The sequence below is a fragment of the Acidobacteriota bacterium genome (genome assembly GCA_016716435.1).
Lineage (GTDB): Bacteria > Acidobacteriota > Blastocatellia > Pyrinomonadales > Pyrinomonadaceae > OLB17.
Genome location: JADJWI010000001.1, coordinates 318,577 through 336,655, shown reverse-complemented (window position 1 = coordinate 336,655; position 18,079 = coordinate 318,577). Strand labels below are relative to the sequence as shown.

At 55.5% G+C, this 18,079-nt stretch carries 20 protein-coding genes; 16 read left to right on the top strand and 4 right to left on the bottom strand.

The window, feature by feature from the left end; genetic code table 11:
• The first annotated feature begins 1 nt into the window (after position 1).
• The 14 genes from IPM21_01680 (at position 2) to IPM21_01615 (ending at position 11,187) form a co-directional block, all read left to right on the top strand.
• A complete protein-coding gene (locus tag IPM21_01680) occupies positions 2 to 325 on the top strand; it encodes a cytochrome C oxidase subunit IV family protein (protein ID MBK9162627.1) in 324 nt (107 codons plus the stop codon).
• Positions 326 to 504: 179 nt separating this feature from the next.
• On the top strand, positions 505 to 1,581 hold the full coding sequence (locus IPM21_01675) for a hypothetical protein (protein ID MBK9162626.1): 1,077 nt from the start codon (positions 505 to 507) through the stop codon (positions 1,579 to 1,581).
• Positions 1,581 to 2,273, top strand: coding sequence for an ABC transporter ATP-binding protein (locus IPM21_01670; protein ID MBK9162625.1), 693 nt, complete (start codon positions 1,581 to 1,583; stop codon positions 2,271 to 2,273). The genes IPM21_01675 and IPM21_01670 overlap by 1 nt, the downstream gene beginning before the upstream one ends.
• Positions 2,274 to 2,276: 3 nt before the next feature.
• Positions 2,277 to 2,579, top strand: a complete 303-nt coding sequence (locus IPM21_01665; protein ID MBK9162624.1) for a hypothetical protein — start codon at positions 2,277 to 2,279, stop codon at positions 2,577 to 2,579.
• A 38-nt stretch (positions 2,580 to 2,617) separates the two neighbouring features.
• Positions 2,618 to 3,307: an outer membrane lipoprotein carrier protein LolA gene (locus tag IPM21_01660; GenBank protein MBK9162623.1), complete on the top strand. Its 690-nt coding sequence runs from the start codon at positions 2,618 to 2,620 to the stop codon at positions 3,305 to 3,307.
• Between the two features lie 136 nt (positions 3,308 to 3,443).
• Positions 3,444 to 4,469: a radical SAM protein gene (locus IPM21_01655; GenBank protein MBK9162622.1), complete on the top strand. Its 1,026-nt coding sequence runs from the start codon at positions 3,444 to 3,446 to the stop codon at positions 4,467 to 4,469.
• Positions 4,470 to 4,505: 36 nt separating this feature from the next.
• Positions 4,506 to 4,997 (top strand): hypothetical protein, encoded by a 492-nt coding sequence (locus tag IPM21_01650; protein MBK9162621.1) that lies wholly within the window; start codon positions 4,506 to 4,508, stop codon positions 4,995 to 4,997.
• Between the two features lie 72 nt (positions 4,998 to 5,069).
• Positions 5,070 to 5,687: a hypothetical protein gene (locus IPM21_01645; GenBank protein MBK9162620.1), complete on the top strand. Its 618-nt coding sequence runs from the start codon at positions 5,070 to 5,072 to the stop codon at positions 5,685 to 5,687.
• A 54-nt stretch (positions 5,688 to 5,741) separates the two neighbouring features.
• The gene (locus IPM21_01640) at positions 5,742 to 6,302 is read left to right on the top strand and encodes an NAD(P)H-dependent oxidoreductase (GenBank protein ID MBK9162619.1); all 561 of its coding nucleotides are present in this window, start codon (positions 5,742 to 5,744) and stop codon (positions 6,300 to 6,302) included.
• Between the two features lie 47 nt (positions 6,303 to 6,349).
• Entirely contained in the window at positions 6,350 to 7,042 is a 693-nt protein-coding gene (locus IPM21_01635; GenBank protein MBK9162618.1) for a VIT family protein, read from the top strand.
• A gap of 35 nt (positions 7,043 to 7,077) precedes the next feature.
• On the top strand, positions 7,078 to 7,827 hold the full coding sequence (locus tag IPM21_01630; protein MBK9162617.1) for an alpha/beta hydrolase: 750 nt from the start codon (positions 7,078 to 7,080) through the stop codon (positions 7,825 to 7,827).
• Between the two features lie 336 nt (positions 7,828 to 8,163).
• Entirely contained in the window at positions 8,164 to 8,961 is a 798-nt protein-coding gene (locus IPM21_01625) for a bacteriorhodopsin (GenBank protein ID MBK9162616.1), read from the top strand.
• 79 nt (positions 8,962 to 9,040) lie between these two features.
• Positions 9,041 to 10,273 (top strand): hypothetical protein, encoded by a 1,233-nt coding sequence (locus tag IPM21_01620; GenBank protein MBK9162615.1) that lies wholly within the window; start codon positions 9,041 to 9,043, stop codon positions 10,271 to 10,273.
• 44 nt (positions 10,274 to 10,317) lie between these two features.
• Positions 10,318 to 11,187 (top strand): Brp/Blh family beta-carotene 15,15'-dioxygenase, encoded by an 870-nt coding sequence (locus IPM21_01615; protein ID MBK9162614.1) that lies wholly within the window; start codon positions 10,318 to 10,320, stop codon positions 11,185 to 11,187.
• 5 nt (positions 11,188 to 11,192) lie between these two features.
• On the opposite strand, the gene pyk is transcribed toward IPM21_01615, so the two are convergent.
• The 4 genes from pyk to IPM21_01595 form a co-directional block, all read right to left on the bottom strand.
• A complete protein-coding gene (gene pyk / locus IPM21_01610) occupies positions 11,193 to 12,677 on the bottom strand; it encodes a pyruvate kinase (protein MBK9162613.1) in 1,485 nt (494 codons plus the stop codon).
• A 75-nt stretch (positions 12,678 to 12,752) separates the two neighbouring features.
• Positions 12,753 to 14,696: a glycoside hydrolase family 15 protein gene (locus tag IPM21_01605; protein MBK9162612.1), complete on the bottom strand. Its 1,944-nt coding sequence runs from the start codon at positions 14,694 to 14,696 to the stop codon at positions 12,753 to 12,755.
• Positions 14,689 to 15,066, bottom strand: coding sequence for an NUDIX hydrolase (locus IPM21_01600; GenBank protein MBK9162611.1), 378 nt, complete (start codon positions 15,064 to 15,066; stop codon positions 14,689 to 14,691). The genes IPM21_01605 and IPM21_01600 overlap by 8 nt, the downstream gene beginning before the upstream one ends.
• Positions 15,067 to 15,157: 91 nt before the next feature.
• Positions 15,158 to 15,724: a TlpA family protein disulfide reductase gene (locus tag IPM21_01595; GenBank protein MBK9162610.1), complete on the bottom strand. Its 567-nt coding sequence runs from the start codon at positions 15,722 to 15,724 to the stop codon at positions 15,158 to 15,160.
• Between the two features lie 76 nt (positions 15,725 to 15,800).
• Between IPM21_01595 and IPM21_01590 the strand changes: the two genes are divergently transcribed.
• The gene (locus IPM21_01590) at positions 15,801 to 16,364 is read left to right on the top strand and encodes a (2Fe-2S)-binding protein (protein MBK9162609.1); all 564 of its coding nucleotides are present in this window, start codon (positions 15,801 to 15,803) and stop codon (positions 16,362 to 16,364) included.
• 134 nt (positions 16,365 to 16,498) lie between these two features.
• Complete coding sequence (locus IPM21_01585; GenBank protein ID MBK9162608.1) at positions 16,499 to 17,932, top strand: HlyC/CorC family transporter; 1,434 nt, start codon at positions 16,499 to 16,501, stop codon at positions 17,930 to 17,932.
• Positions 17,933 to 18,079: the final 147 nt, after the last annotated feature.

The window sequence follows — 18,079 nt, the reverse complement described above, 5'->3', positions numbered from 1 at the left end:
GATGGCAGAAACTCATTCAGATCACGAGCACATCGGAATTCCGGGCTATTTGGCCGTTTTCGCAATTCTTATCGTCGGCACGTGGATAACCTACGTAGTAGCATTCTGGGATCTTGATTCGGTATTTCCCGGGGCGAACACTCTTCTTGCCTTAGCGATCGCCTTCACCAAAATGACGGTCGTTATGCTCTATTTCATGCACGTCCGCTGGAGCAAGGAGCTTGTTTGGCTCTCTGCCGTCGCCAGTTTCTTCTGGCTGCTGATCATGTTCGCATTTACGATGCAGGATTATTTCACCCGGGTTTCGGGCGTATTTTCCTCCTAGAGCGATTTCATTTGTTTTCCGGACGCGTCGGCCCTTTTTGTTGGGCAGGCGCGTCTTTGTCTTGTCGCTAGAAGTTGCACGATGTACGTGGTATTATCATCGGTTTGATGTCCTGAAACGAGACATTTGGTCTTATTTCGGTGCAACAGAGCCGCGTCGCCGGACATCAGAGATTGGAGATGTTTCGCCCTTTTAATACAAGCTATATACGTACCATTCTCATCGTGGCCGTTGCAGCCCTTTTTTCGGGCTGCATCTCGGTCAAGAATGAACGCGGCACACCGACACTTCTCAAGACCGAGGAGGCCTCACTTACATTTCTACGGAACGAGGTTGACCGCTTTGCGCGGGTCGAATCGCTTCGGGCGAAAATGGACCTCAAGTTCGAAGATAACTCCTTCGCCCAGTTCGGCAGCAAAGAGGTCTATCGCTCGGCCGATGGCGAGGTTGTCGTTCAGCGGCCGGCGAGTATTTACCTGAAGGTTCAGGTTCCTGTCCTCAAAACCGATGTCGCCCAGATGACCTCCGATGGCGAGAAGTTCCGGGTCGCGGTGCTTCAGGATGGCGGAAGCGGCAAGTACAAGAAATTCGTAATGGGCACGAACAATGCCGATTACGCAAAGCTACAGCGTGAGATCGACCTCGCCAACGGCGACGGCACGATCCGCCAAAACGTCAACGCCTTTGCAAATCTACGCCCGCAGCATTTTACCGATGCCATGCTCGTCCGGCCGACCGGCGGCGAATACACGTATTCGATGAGCTCGACCTTCCTGATCGAAGAAGATGGAAAGCAGAAGAAAAAGTCGCCGCTCCGGGTGGTCAATCGCGGGTATTATCTGCTTGATGAGTTTGGCCGAAACCCCGATGGCGGCCTGCAGATCGTCCGGCGGTTCTGGTTCGACCGCGTCGGCGGCATTCGGCTCGCCCGTCAACAGATCTTCGACGCCCGCGGCGAGATCGCGTCAGACATCGTTTATGGCCGCGAGGGCAGCCTGACCGATACCGGTGAATACAAAAATCTTCCGCTTGAGATAGTCGTAACTCGGCCGAAGGAGAAGTATTCGATGCGGCTCACCTATCAGGTGCCGGAAAAAGTGATGATCGGGCATCAGTTTCCGCAAGAGGCATTCGTGCTGCAGAATTCGTGGAACCTCGAAGAGGTCGATCTCGACAAAATGCTTCGTGAAAACAATACCGGGGCAACGACGCCGCGGCCTGTACCGGAGGCGAGCCGACTGCAAAAGTCCCCGTAATGAAAACGATTCTCAAGACAGAGGACCTGAAAAAGTCCTACCGGATGGGAAATAAGATCGACGTTCCTGCTTTGCGGGGCGTTTCTCTTGATATCGAAGAGGGCGAGTTCGTCGCGATCATGGGCCCTTCGGGATGCGGAAAATCGACGCTGCTTCACCTGCTTGGCGGACTGCTTAGCCCGACCTCGGGCAGGATCATCATCGATGGCGAGGATATCTCGGACGTTTCTGACGCCAAGCGGACCGATATTCGACGGCGGAAGATCGGTTTTGTTTTTCAGCGTTTCAATCTTTTTCCGACACTTTCGGCCGAGGGAAACCTGAAACTCGCCGAGCGGATCCACACCGGCGACCATAGCCACGACGATTCGAAGCGGCGAGAGGTATTGCGGCTCTTGAAGCTTGAGGATAAAATGCACCACAAGCCGCTTGAACTTTCCGGCGGCGAGCAGCAGCGGGTGGCACTCGCACGTGCCGTTATCAATGAACCGGCGATCATCCTTGCCGATGAGCCGACCGGCAATCTTGATACTGAGAATTCGAAGATCGTGCTCGATATGTTCCGCCGGCTGAACGAGGAATTTAACCAAACGATCATTATGATCACCCATAACCCCGAGGCGGCGGCCGTTTGTTCGCGGACGATAAATATGCGCGACGGGCGGATAGTCGAAGTGGAGCGGGCCGTATAGAAAATGAGCGTTTTTAAGCGAGCATTGCTATGGGATTACGGTCGCGAGACCTCGATCTATGTCGTATTTTGCTTGATGATCGTCGGTTTTATCTTTTTGACGCCGAGGTCTTGGTTTGATAAACGGGAAAGGCTTGCAACCCAAACCTCTCGGCTGATCGTCAAAGCCGAGGACTATTCCCCGGACCGGGCAACGCTCGAACTCCGGGTTCGGGAGATCAGTGGGAATTCCGAGGCCGTCATCGTCGAGACCCGCGAGAAAAAGAACGCCCGCGGCGAGACGGTTTATGAGATAGAGATCCGCTAGAGCGGCCGAAAGCCGTTTTTGTATTTACGGAGTTTTATATGAGCAATATTAAGAAATATCTCGGGCTGGCAGCTTTGATCTTTGTGATCGGCGGAGCGGCGGCGAGCGAGGTCTCAGGCCAGCTGACCAACGCGATCCTGACCCGGATGGACAATCACAACAAGGCGCTTACGTCGCTCAGGGCCGACGTGACAATGGTGAAGGAAAACACGCAGCTTCGCGTCAAGGACACGACCGAGGGCAAGGTTTCCTACGTTCCGCAGCGTAATGGCGATCCGCTTGTCCGCATCGATTGGCGGAGCCCGGATGAGACATTTGCGGTTGTGAAGGGAACATACATCATTTACCGCCCGCGTCTCCAGCAGTACATCACCGGAAGCACAAAGCAGGCTAAGGGCAAAGGCACGGCAAGCGGAGCTCTTGCATTCATGAATATGTCGCGTGCCGAGCTTCGGAAAAACTATGAGGTAGTTCAGCTAAGCCCGAACGCTACTATCAGCGGCGGCGTTAGCACAATTCACCTGAAGCTGACGCCGAAGATCAAGGCTTCGTATCAATACGCCGAGGTCTGGGTCGATTCGGACGGAATGCCGCGACAGAGTAAGGTAGTTGAAAATAACGGCGACTCGACCACGATCCTGCTCAAGAATCTTGAGAAGAACATCACGCTCGACCGATCTATCTTTCAGGTAAAGCTTCCGCCGGGAACGAAGAAGGTTGATGCCTAGTTTGGCGGTCATTTTCGATTGGCCCCGGGCGAGAGTTGTCCGGGGCTTTTTCGTGCGGTTTGAATTGCCGCTCACCGCGTCTTATAATTTCGGTTTCGGCAGATAAGCGAAGGGCGGCCCTTTGCAATAGCGATTTATGCCCAAGGCAAGTTCATTTAGCAGGTTCACACGCGGCGTCCGCCATACGGTGCGGGCATTTGCCTCGACCAAGCATCCGGTGCTGGTCCACATCGTCCCGATGCGGCGGTGCAACCTTGCGTGCACTTATTGCAATGAATATGACAAGACGAGCGACCCGGTGCCGATCGATGTAATGCTCGAGCGGATCGACAAACTTGCCGAGTTTGGTTCATCTGTTATCACCATTTCGGGCGGCGAGCCGATGATGCACCCGGAGATTTTTGAGATCATCGCCCGCATCCGCCACCACGGAATGATTGCCGGCCTTATCTCGAACGGCTACTATTTTCAGGTCGATAAGATCAAAAAGCTCAACGAAGCAGGGCTCGACTATCTGCAGATCTCGATCGACAACGTAACGCCCGACGAAGTTTCGAAAAAGAGCCTCAAGGTGCTCGATGCGAAGCTCGTCAATCTCCGCGACCACGCGAAGTTCAAGGTAAACATCAATTCGGTCGTCGGCGGAGGTGTGGCAAATCCGGAGGAGGCTCTGATAATCGCTAGCCGTGCCCGCGAGCTCGGGTTCTCTTCGACCGTCGGCGTGATCCATGACGAAATGGGCCTCAACAAGGGCCTGACCGACCGCGAGAAGGAAGTTTACAAAGAGATCAAATCAAAGGGAACTCGGTCCTACGCCCGCTGGAATTGGTTCCAGGACGCGCTCGTTGAAGGTAAGGAATACGAATGGCGGTGCCGTGCCGGTGCCCGTTATCTTTATGTGGATGAGGGCGGCATTGTCAGTTGGTGCTCGCAGCAACGAGGCACGCCGGGCATTCCGCTGCTCGAATATACTCACGAGGACATGGAACGCGAGTACATCACGGAAAAATGGTGCGCCCCGACCTGCACCATCCAATGCGTCCATCAGGTCGGCCACCTCGACGCCTGGCGGGACAAGCAGATCTCAGTGAACGACTACAACAACCGTAAGGGCAATGGCCTAAAGAAAGAGACCGTCGCACAAGTCCTCAATGCCAAATAAAGGAACCGCCGGGCACGTCCCGGCGTATTTATTTCTATGACCGGCGAAGAGCACAACAAATACGTATCCTGGGCATTTCTCGGCTACGGGATATTTCAAGCAGTGATGCTCCTTCTCGTCGCCGCTGTATTTCTGATCGTCTTCGGTGCCGCCGGTGCAAGCGACCCCAATTTTCCCGCGGTTTTGTTTGGCGTTATTGCCCTCGTCGCCGTCCTGATCAACGCTCTGTTCGTCGTACCCTCGTTTGTTGCCTACTACGCGATGAAAAATCGAAAGCCGTGGGCTCGCATTGCGGCGATCGTCGCCGGGGCCTTGGCAGTGATGAGCATGCCCTTCGGAACGGCGGCGGGTGTCTATGCCTTCGTCTTCTTTCTCGGGGAGGACTGGAAGCAGGTTTACGAGCCGCAGCGGCCGCCGCACATGCTCCGCGACGACGCCGGTTTCGGTTCCACCTACGGCCGCGACGATCAAACGGCCGCCGACCGCGACGCCCAATTTCAATACCGCGAACCGCCCGACTGGCGATAGGGCACACGTCTAACGCCGTTGGCCGCACTTTCGTCCTCGCACAAGCCTTGACGCCTGGGTTATCCTGTAGATATGAAACTCAACAGGAACGAGGCGAAAGCCCTTACGAACGCAAAGGAACTTGAGCTTTACGATATGGCGCGTGCACCGCGTTTGAACAAGCTCACGGTGAAGGAACTCAAAAACCTGGTAAAGCGAAGCCGGACGCTCCGCGACAAGCTAAAGGACGTAAAGCGTAGTCAGGTGCGGTCAAAGCAGGCGACCGCGAAGGCTCGCGGTGTGCAGCCAGCGGACCGAAGCAAGGAGAAAGCGGAGCTCTTTGCTGAAGTGCATGACGTATTCGTCGCCCGGCTCGCCAAGGTCGAGGCCGCCGAGGCAAAGGCGAAGGAAAAAGAGAAGGCAGCCGCAAAAAAGGCAGCACCTAAGAAGCCACTAGCTTCGGCCTCGAAGGGCCGCGGAACCGGAGCCGGAAGGCCGGCCGCTTCGCGATCGGATAAAGCCACGTTTGCTTCGAAGGCGGCGGCACATGCCGATGTCGATGCGACTCAGGGCCCGCAGGCCGCAGCTCGCCTGGATGACCCGACGGCATTGGTCGAGGAGACAAGGATAGCCCGCAGCGGCATCACGCGGCAAAGAGGGCATCTCTCGGGTGTGAACAAACGGCGGCAGGGCAAGCGCGATTCAAAATAGATTGACAGGGCCGGCCGGGGAATAATCCCGCCGGCTTTTTGCTTTTTAGACGTTATGAGCGAAAAACTATCGATACCGATCATACTCGGCACCAACCGCAAGGACCGAAAGAGCGAGCACGTCGCGAAGTGGGTCTTTGCACAGATGCAGGAACGCGACGACATCGAGCCTGTCTTTTTCGACGTCCGCGATTTCGACCTGCCGCAGGACCATTACGGCACAGAGATCGGCCATCTTTTTCCCGAGTGGCGCGATGCAGTGATCGCCGCCGATGGGCTTGTCATCGTCACTCCCGAATATAACCACGGCTATCCGGGCGTGCTCAAGAGTGTGCTCGACACGCTGTTGAAAGAATATATTCACAAAGCGGTCGCTTTGGTCGGCGTTTCGGCCGGGCCGTGGGGCGGCACGCGAGTCATTGAGTCAATGGTCCCGATGGTCCGCGAACTCGGGCTTGCCGTCACGTTTACGGATCTCAATTTTCCGAAGGTCGGCACGAAGTTTGACGAGGACGGTAATCTGCTTGACGAGGCTTATGAAAAGCGGGTTACCGGGTTCCTCGATGAGCTCGTATGGATGGCCCGGTCGCTGAAATGGGGAAGGGAGGATCTTTGAGTTGTGATCGATAACGGTTCGCGAACCTGACCTCGGGAAGTGGTGCTATGAGACACGATGAATATCATCGGACCGAACGAGTGGGCTGGCTTCGGGCAGCGGTTCTCGGCGCCAATGACGGAATAGTCTCGACCGCGAGCCTCGTCATCGGTGTAGCGGCAGCCACCGGGGACCGCGACGCGATTTTGGTAGCGGGCATTGCCGGGCTCGTCGCGGGTGCAATGTCGATGGCCGCCGGAGAGTATGTTTCGGTCTATTCGCAGGCGGATACCGAACGCGCCGATATTGAACGTGAGAGGAAAGAGCTTGAGGAAGATCCTGAGGGCGAACTGAGCGAGCTGACCGGCATATACATTTCGCGAGGGTTGAGTCCCGGACTCGCCAAACAGGTGGCCGAGGAACTCACCACACACGACAAACTCGGTGCTCATGCCCGCGATGAACTCGGAATAACCGAGGAACTGAAGGCGAGGCCAATACAGGCGGCGGTTTTTTCTGCAGTGAGTTTTGCCATTGGAGCGGCGATCCCTCTAGCCCTCGTGCTGGCCTTCGCTGGCGAATGGCTGATGTACATTGTTGGAGCTGGCTCGCTCGTATCACTCGCCGGCCTCGGTGCGATCGCCGCGAGAGCCGGCGGCGCCGATCCGGTTCGCGGTGCCGTTCGCGTTGCTTTTTGGGGAGCTGCGGCGATGGTTGTTACGGCTCTTGTCGGTAGCCTTTTCGGAACGGCGGTCGCGTGATCTCTGTTTTCAGTTTGCTTAGGTAAAATAAGGTAATGAAGAAGGTCGGACTTTTTCTCGGGCTTATGGCCGCCGCGTTCGTCGTCTCCGGCGGCTTCTTTTTGCTTTGGGCTTTGTGGATCCCGTCGCCGATGCCGGAGGCTCTTGAGGCGATGACGAGCAGTGAGACGGTCGAGGTTCGCACCGAACCGACGCTGACATTTTTGCCGAAGGCGGGGAAGCCGAAAGCTGGCGTAGTGATCTACCCAGGAGCACGGGTTGATGCTCGGGCCTATGCACCGCTCGGGCGGCGGCTTGCCGAGGCGGGCTATCTAGTAGCGATCCCTTCCGTAAGGCTAAATATGGCGGTCTTCGAGCCGGATGCGGCTGAACGGGCAATTGCTGAAAATCCGGAAATTGAAACTTGGGTTGCGGCCGGGCATTCGCTCGGCGGGACTATGGCGGCAAGATTTGCGGAGGCGGATCCGTCGAGGTTCCGGGGCGTCATTTTTCTCGGGTCGTATCCGCTGGCGGCGTCGCAGCTCAAAAACTCGGGCTTCGCAGTTCTTTCGGTCTACGGAACGCTCGACGGCGTCTCGGAACCGCGGGACATTCGTGCGGCGGAACGTGTACTGCCGGCGAGCACCGTGTGGGTTCCGATAGAAGGCGGGAACCACGCACAATTCGGCTACTACGGCGACCAGAGCGGCGACAACGCTGCCGCTATCAGCCGCGAGGAACAGCAGCGTCAAACCGCCGAGGCGATCATTAATTTTCTCCGTTCTTTAGAGTCCCCAGAGGCGTAAAGTTTGCTCGATCTAGTATGTCTCCCACATATTAGAAACACTTACACGCATCCTCACAATTCTTCATAAGGTATAAGTGCATCTGTTAAATCCTGACACCCGAAAACCCTATTGATTTCAGTCGATAAGTCGATGTAAATCACTAAGAATTGTCCTGGGGCTTCGCTTGTCCATTCAGGACCGAGAAATCTTTGTAGTTTTGGGGATCATCGGAACCGGACAGTGACACTGTTGTCACAAAGACCGAACATGGGCCAAGTGGTAAGCAATGCAACGGCCGCAGGACCTCTTAGGAACGCATTTTGTGCGTAAAGAAAATAAATTCCTGGAGGACATATGTTACCTGAGCTTTCCGTCGGACAATTTTCGTTAGTTGCAAACTTTCTTTCCTTCGCTATCGCCACTCTTGGTGCGGCGGCGATCTTTTACTTTATCAGCCCTGGTGTCAACAAGCGCTACAGGCTCGCAGTCGTGGTCAGTGGACTCGTGTGCCTTATCGCGACGTACCATTATTTTCGGATCTATGATTCGTTCGTCACTGCGTACGCGCTGGAGGGGACGGGAAACCTTGCCCGCTATGTTGCAAGCGGAACACCGTTCAACGACTTTTACCGGTACGCTGACTGGTTCATCACGGTTCCGCTCTTAATGGTCGAACTTGTCGCCGTACTTGCCCTTGCTCGCAGTGAGAGTCGAACCCTTTTGACCAAGTTGGTCGTTGCAACAGCCCTGATGATCGCCCTGGGCTATCCGGGTGAGGTTTCATCAGATGCCGGAACGCGGTGGATCTTCTGGACACTCAGCATGATCCCCTTCATTTACACTCTCTATGTTCTTTTCATCGAACTTGGAAAGGCCTTGGAGAGGCAGCCCGCTGAGGTTCGTGGATTGATCTCGACTGCCCGGGTCGTGATCTTGGTTACGTGGATGTTCTACCCGATAGCCTTTGCCATCAAGACTCTGACGGGAACCACTGCCGAAGGCGAAGTAGCGATCCAGATCGGATACTCGATCGCCGACGTCACTGCAAAGGCCGGTTATGGACTAGTCATCTACTTCATTGCTCGCCGAAAGAGCGAGTTGGAAGAGGAAGTCCCGGGGTCGAGTTTATCTGACGCCGCATTGCCAGCCTAGGTCCTCAATCTTGCACTTAGTTGGAGGCTGGCCTAGCTTCTGAGGCCAGCCTGACTTTCAAGGGAATGAAGGTGTCACAATGAACGAAGAAACTGGTTCGATCCTCATCGCCGGAGCCGGGTGTGCTGGTCTTAGCCTCGCGACCCATCTAGTTCAGCGTAAGAGCCTTAACAAAAACATCGTGCTCGTTGAACCGCGAATGCGTGACGAGTACAAAAATGATCGAACCTGGAGCGGTTTTGCGACCAAACCTCATCTCTTTAGCGGCCTCGCAACGAACCGCTGGAACAAATGGAAATGCAAGACCTTCAACGGCGAGAACATTTCCGAATCTGGGCGGTACGCGTACGAGTCGATTCGATCTTCTGACTATTACGATTATTGCTTTGAGCAATTAGCCTCTGACCCTAGGGTCGAAATGCATTTTGGCTGCCGTCTTGTAAATGGGGCCGATGGTTGGTTCCATATCGTCGACCGGTCGAATCAATTAAAACAAAAGATCAGGCCGGAGCATTTTTTCGACAGCCGCCCGCAGCCCAACGCCTTTTTTGAGGGAAATCGAGATGACGTTGCCCTTTGGCAGCAGTTTTCGGGGATCGAAGTTGAGATGACGCGAGATGCGTTCGATCCCGGCGTCGCGACCCTAATGGACTTCGCCATCGATCAAGAAAATGCGATCCGTTTCATCTACGTACTGCCATTCTCGAGGCGGCGTGCCTTGGTTGAGGTTACTTTATTCAGTGCTTCGAAGCTTTCATTTCATCATCTGAGAAATGAAGCGGAGACCTATCTCAACAACACTTACGGTGAAAACTCTTGGCGTATGCTAGGTCATGAGAACGGCAGGATCCCAATGGTCACCGCGGAGATCGAGTCTAACACCTCGGAAAAAGTAACGAGGATCGGACTCAGCGGCGGGCTGGCACGTCCGTCGACTGGTTACGCCTTCGCGGCGATCCACGAACACAGCCGACAGATCGCAGATACGTTGGAACGCGGACAACCGATCAAAGATCGAAAGCAGGAATGGCTTTCGAAAACCCTGGATCGCATATTCTTAAGCTTTCTTTCGAAGCACCCGGAGCAGGCGGGTGAACTGTTTTTAAGGATCAGTCAGAACACGGATCCGGACCGCTTCGCTCGCTTTATGATGGATGACAGCAGCCTGCTCGATAAGCTTGCCGTTATAATGTCGATGCCGAAGCTCCCGTTCATCATCGAAGCGTGGCGATCCCGCAACATCTGGCTTATGCGCCGATCAAGTTCAGCGACCGTTAAGGCCTTCCGGCCAAATACGGAGGTCCGTCTGTGACGAGCCGCTCGGCCCAACAGAAATTGAGGGACTTGCACACGAAGTTGATGCTCCCGGTTTTGATCGGCTGCGCGTTGTTGGGGTTGTTTTGGACGCCCGATTTCACAACTCAGGTTGTGCTGATGTCGATCGGCGTCGCGACCATTGGTCTCGGGCACGGGGCAATGGATCATCGGGTCGGCGAGATCTTGATGCGGCCGCGATTTGGCCAACAATGGCCGATCATATTCGCGTTGTTTTATCTTACGCTTGGAGCGATGGGACTCGCTTTTTGGTTTATCGCACCCGCGGCCGCTCTAACCGCATTTCTCGTTTACTCGGCAATTCATTTTGGATCTGACCGTTTGCAGGAAAACGGGATCTTGCATGCGTTCATGCGAGGCTCGATTCCAATATTGCTGCCGATCGCTTTACGACCCGAAGACGTTTCAGAGCTTTTTTCGACGATTGCGGCCACGACTATATGGGTCGAGGAGTACGTGCAAAGTGTTGGAATTCTTGCTGCGATCGCGGTTCTTTTTACGCTGATTTCCGCACTTCGGCGGCGTGAGTATCTTCTAGGCACTGAAGCCTTGGTGCTCGTGGCTCTCAACTTTACGTTACCTCCGCTGATAGCGTTCTCGCTGTATTTCGTGTTTCTTCACTCAATAAGACATATTATCGAATTAGCCGGTTGGATCGAGCCAAACTCGCTGGCAAAGGGCTTTAGTCGAATCGCGCGCGAATCTGTTCCGCTGACCGTTATCACGCTTTTGGCAGGTGCTTTTGCAATAAATTTCGCGCGTGTCGGAGGAATAGAGGCCGGTGTTATTCAGGCAGTTTTCGTCGGGCTAAGTTGCCTGACGGTGCCGCATATGATGATAACGCATCTTGCTGAAAAACGATCAGCCGATGCGGAATTCAGCATGAGCTGAAGATCTCAACTGCCCGAGTGCGAATCGCCGGGACTCTGCGATCCCCTCAGTGGGACACTTTCTCCGATGGTCCAGACAACGACCGAGCTTGAGAGCCCGAGTCCGGAAAGGCGGCCCGCCATCATTACAAGAGTCTCGCCCGGAGTGACCATGCCCGCTTCGAGAAGCGTCCGTTCGCCGATCTTCAGCATCTCCTGAGTCGCCCAAGGAACTTCGTGAACGAAGGGCTGCACTCCCCAGATAAGAGCAAGCTGATTGTAGGCGTCCTCGGAGGTCGTTAGGCCAAAGCTCCGCAGACCCGAACGAAAGCTCGAAAGCCGCCGTGCCATCAAGCCGGATTCTGTGTAAACCGCGATCTTTTCGGTCATCGTTTCTTTTGCGGCGTAGGCTGCGGCCTTGCAGAGTGCCTGGCTCGTCCGGCCCGAGGGCGGGAGAGAGAATTTTACCGGCTTCTTAAGTTGGTCGGGTTTGATGGTTTCAGCGGAATCGATGATCTGTGCCATTGTCCGAACCGTTTCGACCGGATAGCTGCCCGAAGCCGTTTCGGCAGAGAGCATCACGGCGTCCGTCCCGTCCCAAACTGCGTTGGCGACGTCCGAGGCTTCGGCACGCGTCGGGTAAGGACTCTCGATCATCGACTGCAGCATCTGCGTGGCTGTGATGACAAATCGATCATTGGCGACGGCCCGTTCGATGATTCGTTTTTGATAGACCGGAACAAGCTCGACCGAGGTCTCAACGCCAAGATCGCCGCGGGCGACCATCACGCCATCGGTCGCCTGAATGATCTCCTCAAGATTTACGATCGCCTCTGCTTTTTCGATCTTCGCAACGAGCAACGCGCAGCCCATCTCCCGCCGATTGAGCTTTTTGATCATCTCCTTCGCTTCGACGCAATCTTCGGCACGCCGGACGAACGAAAGAGCGATGTAGTCCACGTTCTGCCCCATCGCCCATTCCAGATCGGCGTGGTCCTTTTCGGTCATCGAGGGGATCGGGAGCGAGGTTGCGGGCAGGTTTATGCCCTTGCGTTCCTTCAATTCGCCGCCGACAACGACGGTGCAGTTGACGTCCGTGTCGGTCACCGAATCGACCCTTAGCTTGAGCGCTCCGTCATCGAGCAGGATCATCGAATCGGGTGTGACCACTTTCGGGAGTTCGGAGAAATTGGTACTAACGATCTCACTCGTGCCCTCGACCTTTTTGGTCGTCAGTGTAAATCGCGCACCCTCGGTTAGCATTACAGGCTCGCCGCCGGCTAGTGTACTTGTTCGGATCTTTGGGCCTGAGAGGTCAACCAGAATTGCCAGCGGCCGGTCGAGCGAGCGAGCCGCACTTCGGGCATTCGCGATCAACACTTCGTGCTCGGCATAGGTGCCGTGCGACATATTTATCCTGACGGCGTTGACACCTGTTTCGATCATTGTCCTGATGATCGGTTCGGTGTTTGAGGCCGGGCCGAGCGTGGCGAGGATCTTTGCGTTTCTCATCGTTAGGATTGTATCGCACCGCAGCGGAACGTGCGAAAATTGCAGCCCTGCGGTTAACAATTTGTTTGCCGCCGGCTATTTTGCTAGCTCGCGAAGTTTTGCAAGGTAATGAAGCGAGGTGGCGACGAAGGTCGAGTGTGACCACGTAAGCGGTGCAACCGAGACCGGACCGCCGGTGACGGGGTCGGCTTGCTCGGCAAGCACACCGGAGGGCAGTGCCTTCTCGACCACCCAGTCGATCATCCTGCGGGCGGGCTCAAGCTCTTCGGCCGACGTAGCCCGAGCGATGTAATACTCGGCCAACCAGAGGCTGCAGATGAACCAGGCGTTGCCGGGTTCGGAGGCGGAAACTCGCATGTATCCGTCATTCTCAAACCGGGCAAGGCCGCCGCTCGAGACGCCAAGCTTTTCTTCGATCGCCCTCATCGTGCTTTCGACCTTCGGGTCATTGACCGAGAAACAACCGAAATAAAACAGCCCGAAAAGCGAGGCGTCGACCGTGGCGTCGGGTTCGTAATGGTCATCGCCTTTGAACTGCAGCGAACGGAGATAACGGTTATGTTCGATGCTGAAAAGATGCCGTTCCATTGCAGCGAGGATCGAATCGGCTCGCTCCCGGTAACGCATTGCGCGGTCGTGTTCGGCAAATAGCTCGGCAAAGTTTGCCGCGGCCCGCAGGCCGGCAACCACCGACGCACATGTAAAGGTGTGGATTCCACGGCGGTCTTCCCAAAGATTCCAACTCGGAGCGGGCAGCCCGAGTTCCGGATGAATGAAATCCGCCATAAAGTCGGCACACGGGATGGTCATCTTTGTGTAAAGCCGATGAGCGAATTCGATATCCCGATAGCGGTCGTAATGTTCCCAAAGCGACCAGAGAACGAGTGCCGTTTCGTCTTCCTGGATCGGGACTTGCGGTTCCCCGGTCCAGCGGTCCCAGGCGGCATGCCAACCGGAGGCAACGGTTCCGTCCGCGTTATATTTTTGCAGAAAGTAGCCATTCGGATGCACGATCCGGCCGCAAAGGTCGAAGAATTTTCGTGTCAGGTGCGAAAAGCCCGCAAGGTCGAGAGCCTCGGCAACGAACGCACCGTCACGCGGCCAGAGATAGCTGTAATGATCGGTCGCACGAAGCGTCACGTCCCAATCATTAGCGGCGAGGATCGCTCCGCCTTTGTCCATTTGGCTGTGAACGATAAGGAGCGAGAGCTTCAGCTGTTTCTGAACTTCGGGTGAAAGAGGCTCGAGGTCGGTATCGTTTTTATTGACCCAGGCTCGCCAATAGTTTGCCGTGTAGTCGAGAAATTCGCTTGGGTCGCTGCCGGTTACGCGATCGTTCAGCTGTTCGACCTCCGCGTGGTCGGTCCCGGCGGCGATCCAATAAAAGAACTCGAAGCTCCCGAGCGGTTCGAGCTCAAAATGGACACCGACGGTTGAATCGACCGAGCCTTCGGTCGTGACTCCGCCCTGGAGTTCGCCATCTTCGGCGTCTCGCCAGGTGCCTTCCTGCCCTTGAAAATCCTTGCGGCCGGTCGCAAACGAATCGAAATGAGGTGAGGTGTTGATCAGAAAATATCGCTCTTTTTGATAATGGATCAGCGAACGAGTTACGGGGTCGTAAAAAGCGGTGTCGCCGACCTTGTTCTCATAAAGGCGAAAGTCGTGGTGCAGAAAAACGCGAACGCTCCGCTTTTTCCCGGCGGTATCATAGACGCGGACACGGCGGAGAAAGATATTTTCGTGGCTCGCGACCGTATCATTCGCATCTATGCGTAGCCCAAGCGATGCGTTCTTAAGCGTGACGGCCGTTACCAGCGTTTCGGGCATGTAACGCAGTTCGCGTTCCCATCCAGCATCCGCGATCCACGAAAAATTGCCATCGCACCAAACGCCAAAACGCGAGACCGAGCCTTCGGTGTGGTTCTCCTGCCCGACGTGGGGAAAGAATATATCGCGGATCTGATACTTGTCGTCAAAATTGACGAGCAGCGAGCCATTGCCAACAGGGATATCACGCATTTGTTTTCGCGTCTAACGACGTCCGTTCGAGCGATGTTCGTCCGAGGATGACAACCGTTCTTTCGCTATCGAAAGCTAGTGAGCTGATGGCTTCGTCAACCGGGAACCAGCGGGCTTCGGCGACCTCGTGGTCGTGGTCGGCAACGTCGCCGGAGAGGTATCGCATCAGGTAGAAATGGACGAACTTATGTATTCTGACCTGCGAGCCCGAGCGAGTATCGACAAACCAGTATTCGATTATCTCGATCGGTTCGAGGAGTTCGCACTCAATGCCCGCCTCCTCGCGGACCTCGCGGAGAGCGGCCTGCTCGGGCGTTTCACCGGGGTCGATGATGCCCTTCGGCAATTGCCAACGCAGTTCGGGGAGCATCAGCACTAGCGCGACTTCGAGCTTTCCATCCGTTTTGCGAAACGCGGCACCGCCCGCCGAAAACCTGCTTTCGTGTTTCCATTCAAGGGGGTTATTGCCCGATCGCCTGTGCGATCAATTCGTCAAGCTGGGCGGCGATCTCCTTGTCGAATCCAACGATCTTGCGGACGAATTTACCCTCGCGGTCAAAGATCGCAGTTTGCGGTATCGCCGATTCTTCGCCAAAGACAAAGCGGGTGAGTTCGTCTTCGGGCACCGCAAGCGGATAGTTGATCTTCATTTCTTCGAGGAAGGCTGGGACCTTGGGCCGATCTTCCGGGCCGCCAACGTGAAGCCCGATGACCTGCAGATCGTTCGGGTAACGTGCCTGCAGTTCGAGCAGATGCGGAATGCCTTCCTTGCAGGGCGGACAATAGGTAGCCCAGAAATCGAGCAACAGAACTCGGCCTTTGTAGTCTTTTACTTTCTGAACATTGCCCTCAAAGGTGCTCCAGCTAAGCTCTGTTTCCGGCTTCATCGCCCGCCGCGGTGCGTCCTTGACCGGCATTCCGTTGACCGCAACCGGCCGGTCGCCGACGGCAACCGGCGCCGCGGCCGGCTTGCAGGCGGCGAAACAAACAAGTGAAAGTATCGCGAGAAAAAACGATCCAAACCGCATAACCTGATTCTACATAAGTTCACCGGGAACTTCACATACCGGGCGTTCATCAACCGTCTTGTGGCAAAATCGCATTGTGACTTCGGCACGCGAAAAATTCTCCGAGCTCTTCGCCCGCTCGCTTGGGTTGCAGGCTGAGGATTTCAATGCCGAGGGAAGGTCGGTCAAGTTCGATTGCGGTTGTTTCATTGCGGTCAGGTTCTTGATAGACGAGGCGAGCAGCGTGATCGAACAAGCCTCATTTCGCACAAATGGCTGCCCGGCGATGATCGCGGCCGGCCTCGGATTAAAACGGCTCCAAGGCCGAGGACTTCAGGAACTACATGGGCTGGAAGATATCGAACCTCAGAACGACGATTCGGCGTTTCGGGTCGATCGCGGTCGATGCTCGGAGGCGGTAACCGAGGCGTTGCGAACCGCACTCGCCGGCTTCCGAGACCGTCGGGTCGCAGAGTTTACAGGCGAGCGGGCTCTTATTTGTTCGTGCTTTGGTATTGGCGAGGACAATATTGAAGAGGCTATCACCGGCACGAACATCGATTCGCTTGATGCACTGATGGACACGACAAGGGCCGGAACGGGCTGCGGGTCGTGCCGGATGCTGCTTCAGGAAATGATCGAAACGAGCGAAATGCGTTGATTTTTGCGGTTTTCTTTGTGATATAATTCCGGGATTCGTCGAACGCTAAATTTCGACGGAAAAGTTTAAGCGAAGGAGCATTTTTTGATCAGGGCTGCCGGCGGTGCAGCAGAATTAATTTAGTTCGATAAGTAATGGACGACCCTGCCAGTTTATCTGCCTTATTTTCGGGTCCTATTCTGAACTTCGCACTGGAGTTTCCTTCAATAGGATCCGTAACGTTCAACCTTTTTCTGGTCATAGCGCTTGTTCTGGCAAACGGCTTTTTTGTTGCCAGCGAGTTCGCGTTGGTCAAGGTGCGCCGATCGAGAATTGCGTCGCTGGCCGCCGAGGGCGATCGAGCTGCCATCCGGCTGCTCGGGATGCTCGACAACCTGAACGCGTACATTTCCGCCACGCAGCTCGGGATCACGCTCTCATCGCTTGGCCTCGGTTGGCTCGGCGAACCGGCCGTCGCTTCTGTGCTTGAGCCGTTTTTAAGCCAGTTTGCGGAGATGGTCGGGCTTCCGTGGCTCGCGGCGGGGGCGGTTTTGCATACTGTTTCTTTCGCCATTGCGTTCTCGTTCATCACGTTCTTGCATATCGTTTTTGGCGAACTTGCACCTAAGACGGCGGCTCTTGAGATCTCCGAGAAGGTCTCCTATTTCGTAGCTGTTCCGCTCCAGCTCTTTTACAAGGTCTTTTATTACCCGATCCGTTTGCTCGATTGGGCCGGTACAAAAACGGCACGGGCATTTGGGCTTGAGCCGACGGGCGAACATGGAGCAAGCTATTCCGAGGATGAGATACGTGCGTTGATCAACGCCTCGCAAGAAAAGGGTTTGCTTAATGAGGACGAACGCCGGCTGATCAATCAGGTGTTCGAATTCTCAGAGACGACCGTTCGCGAGGCAATGGTCCCGCGGCCGGAGATGGTCGCGATACAGGCAAAATGTACGCTCGACGAGCTGATCGAGGCCTTCCGCAGCCATGGCTACTCTCGGCTCCCGGTCTACGACGAATCGCTCGACGATATTCGCGGCGTCGTTCATAGTAAAGATATCCTTCGTTTCATCGGCTCGCCGAGTTCGTTCCGGCTGGAAAGGATACTCAAGAAGCCGATCTACGTTGTTGACTCGGCACGGCTCGAGGACGTTCTCCGGCAGATGCAGAAAGAAAAGTTCCACTTCGGCTTCGTCGTCGATGAACACGGCGGAGTCGAGGGCATCATAACGCTTGAGGATCTGCTCGAAGAGATCGTCGGCGAGATCAGCGACGAGCACGACGATGAGGTCAATGAACAGATCCACGAGCAGCCGGACGGCAGCTTTGTGCTCGACGGCGGCCTTGCCGTCCGCGACCTGAACAAGCGGCTCGGGCTTCATCTCCCGATCTCTGAGGCCTACACGACCATCGGCGGTTTCCTGATGTCAGAATCCGGCCAGATACTCGGCGAAGGCGATATGGTCCCATTTAACGGGCACACTTTCCATGTTGAGAAGGCGGCAAAGCGGAGAATAGTAAAGGTCCGAATGCGCGCGACCGTCAAGGCGGAAGCTCCGGAAGCCGATACGGCGCTCGCGGCCTAGCCGACGCAGATCAAGCTGACCAAACGGCCCCGAAGGAACAAAAATGAACCGCCGCAGTCTTGGGATCGGATCCACTCAAGGTTCAGTAATAACAAAACGCCCTGGCGAGCAAAGCGTTCGCCAGGGCAATCGATCAGCAAATATAAA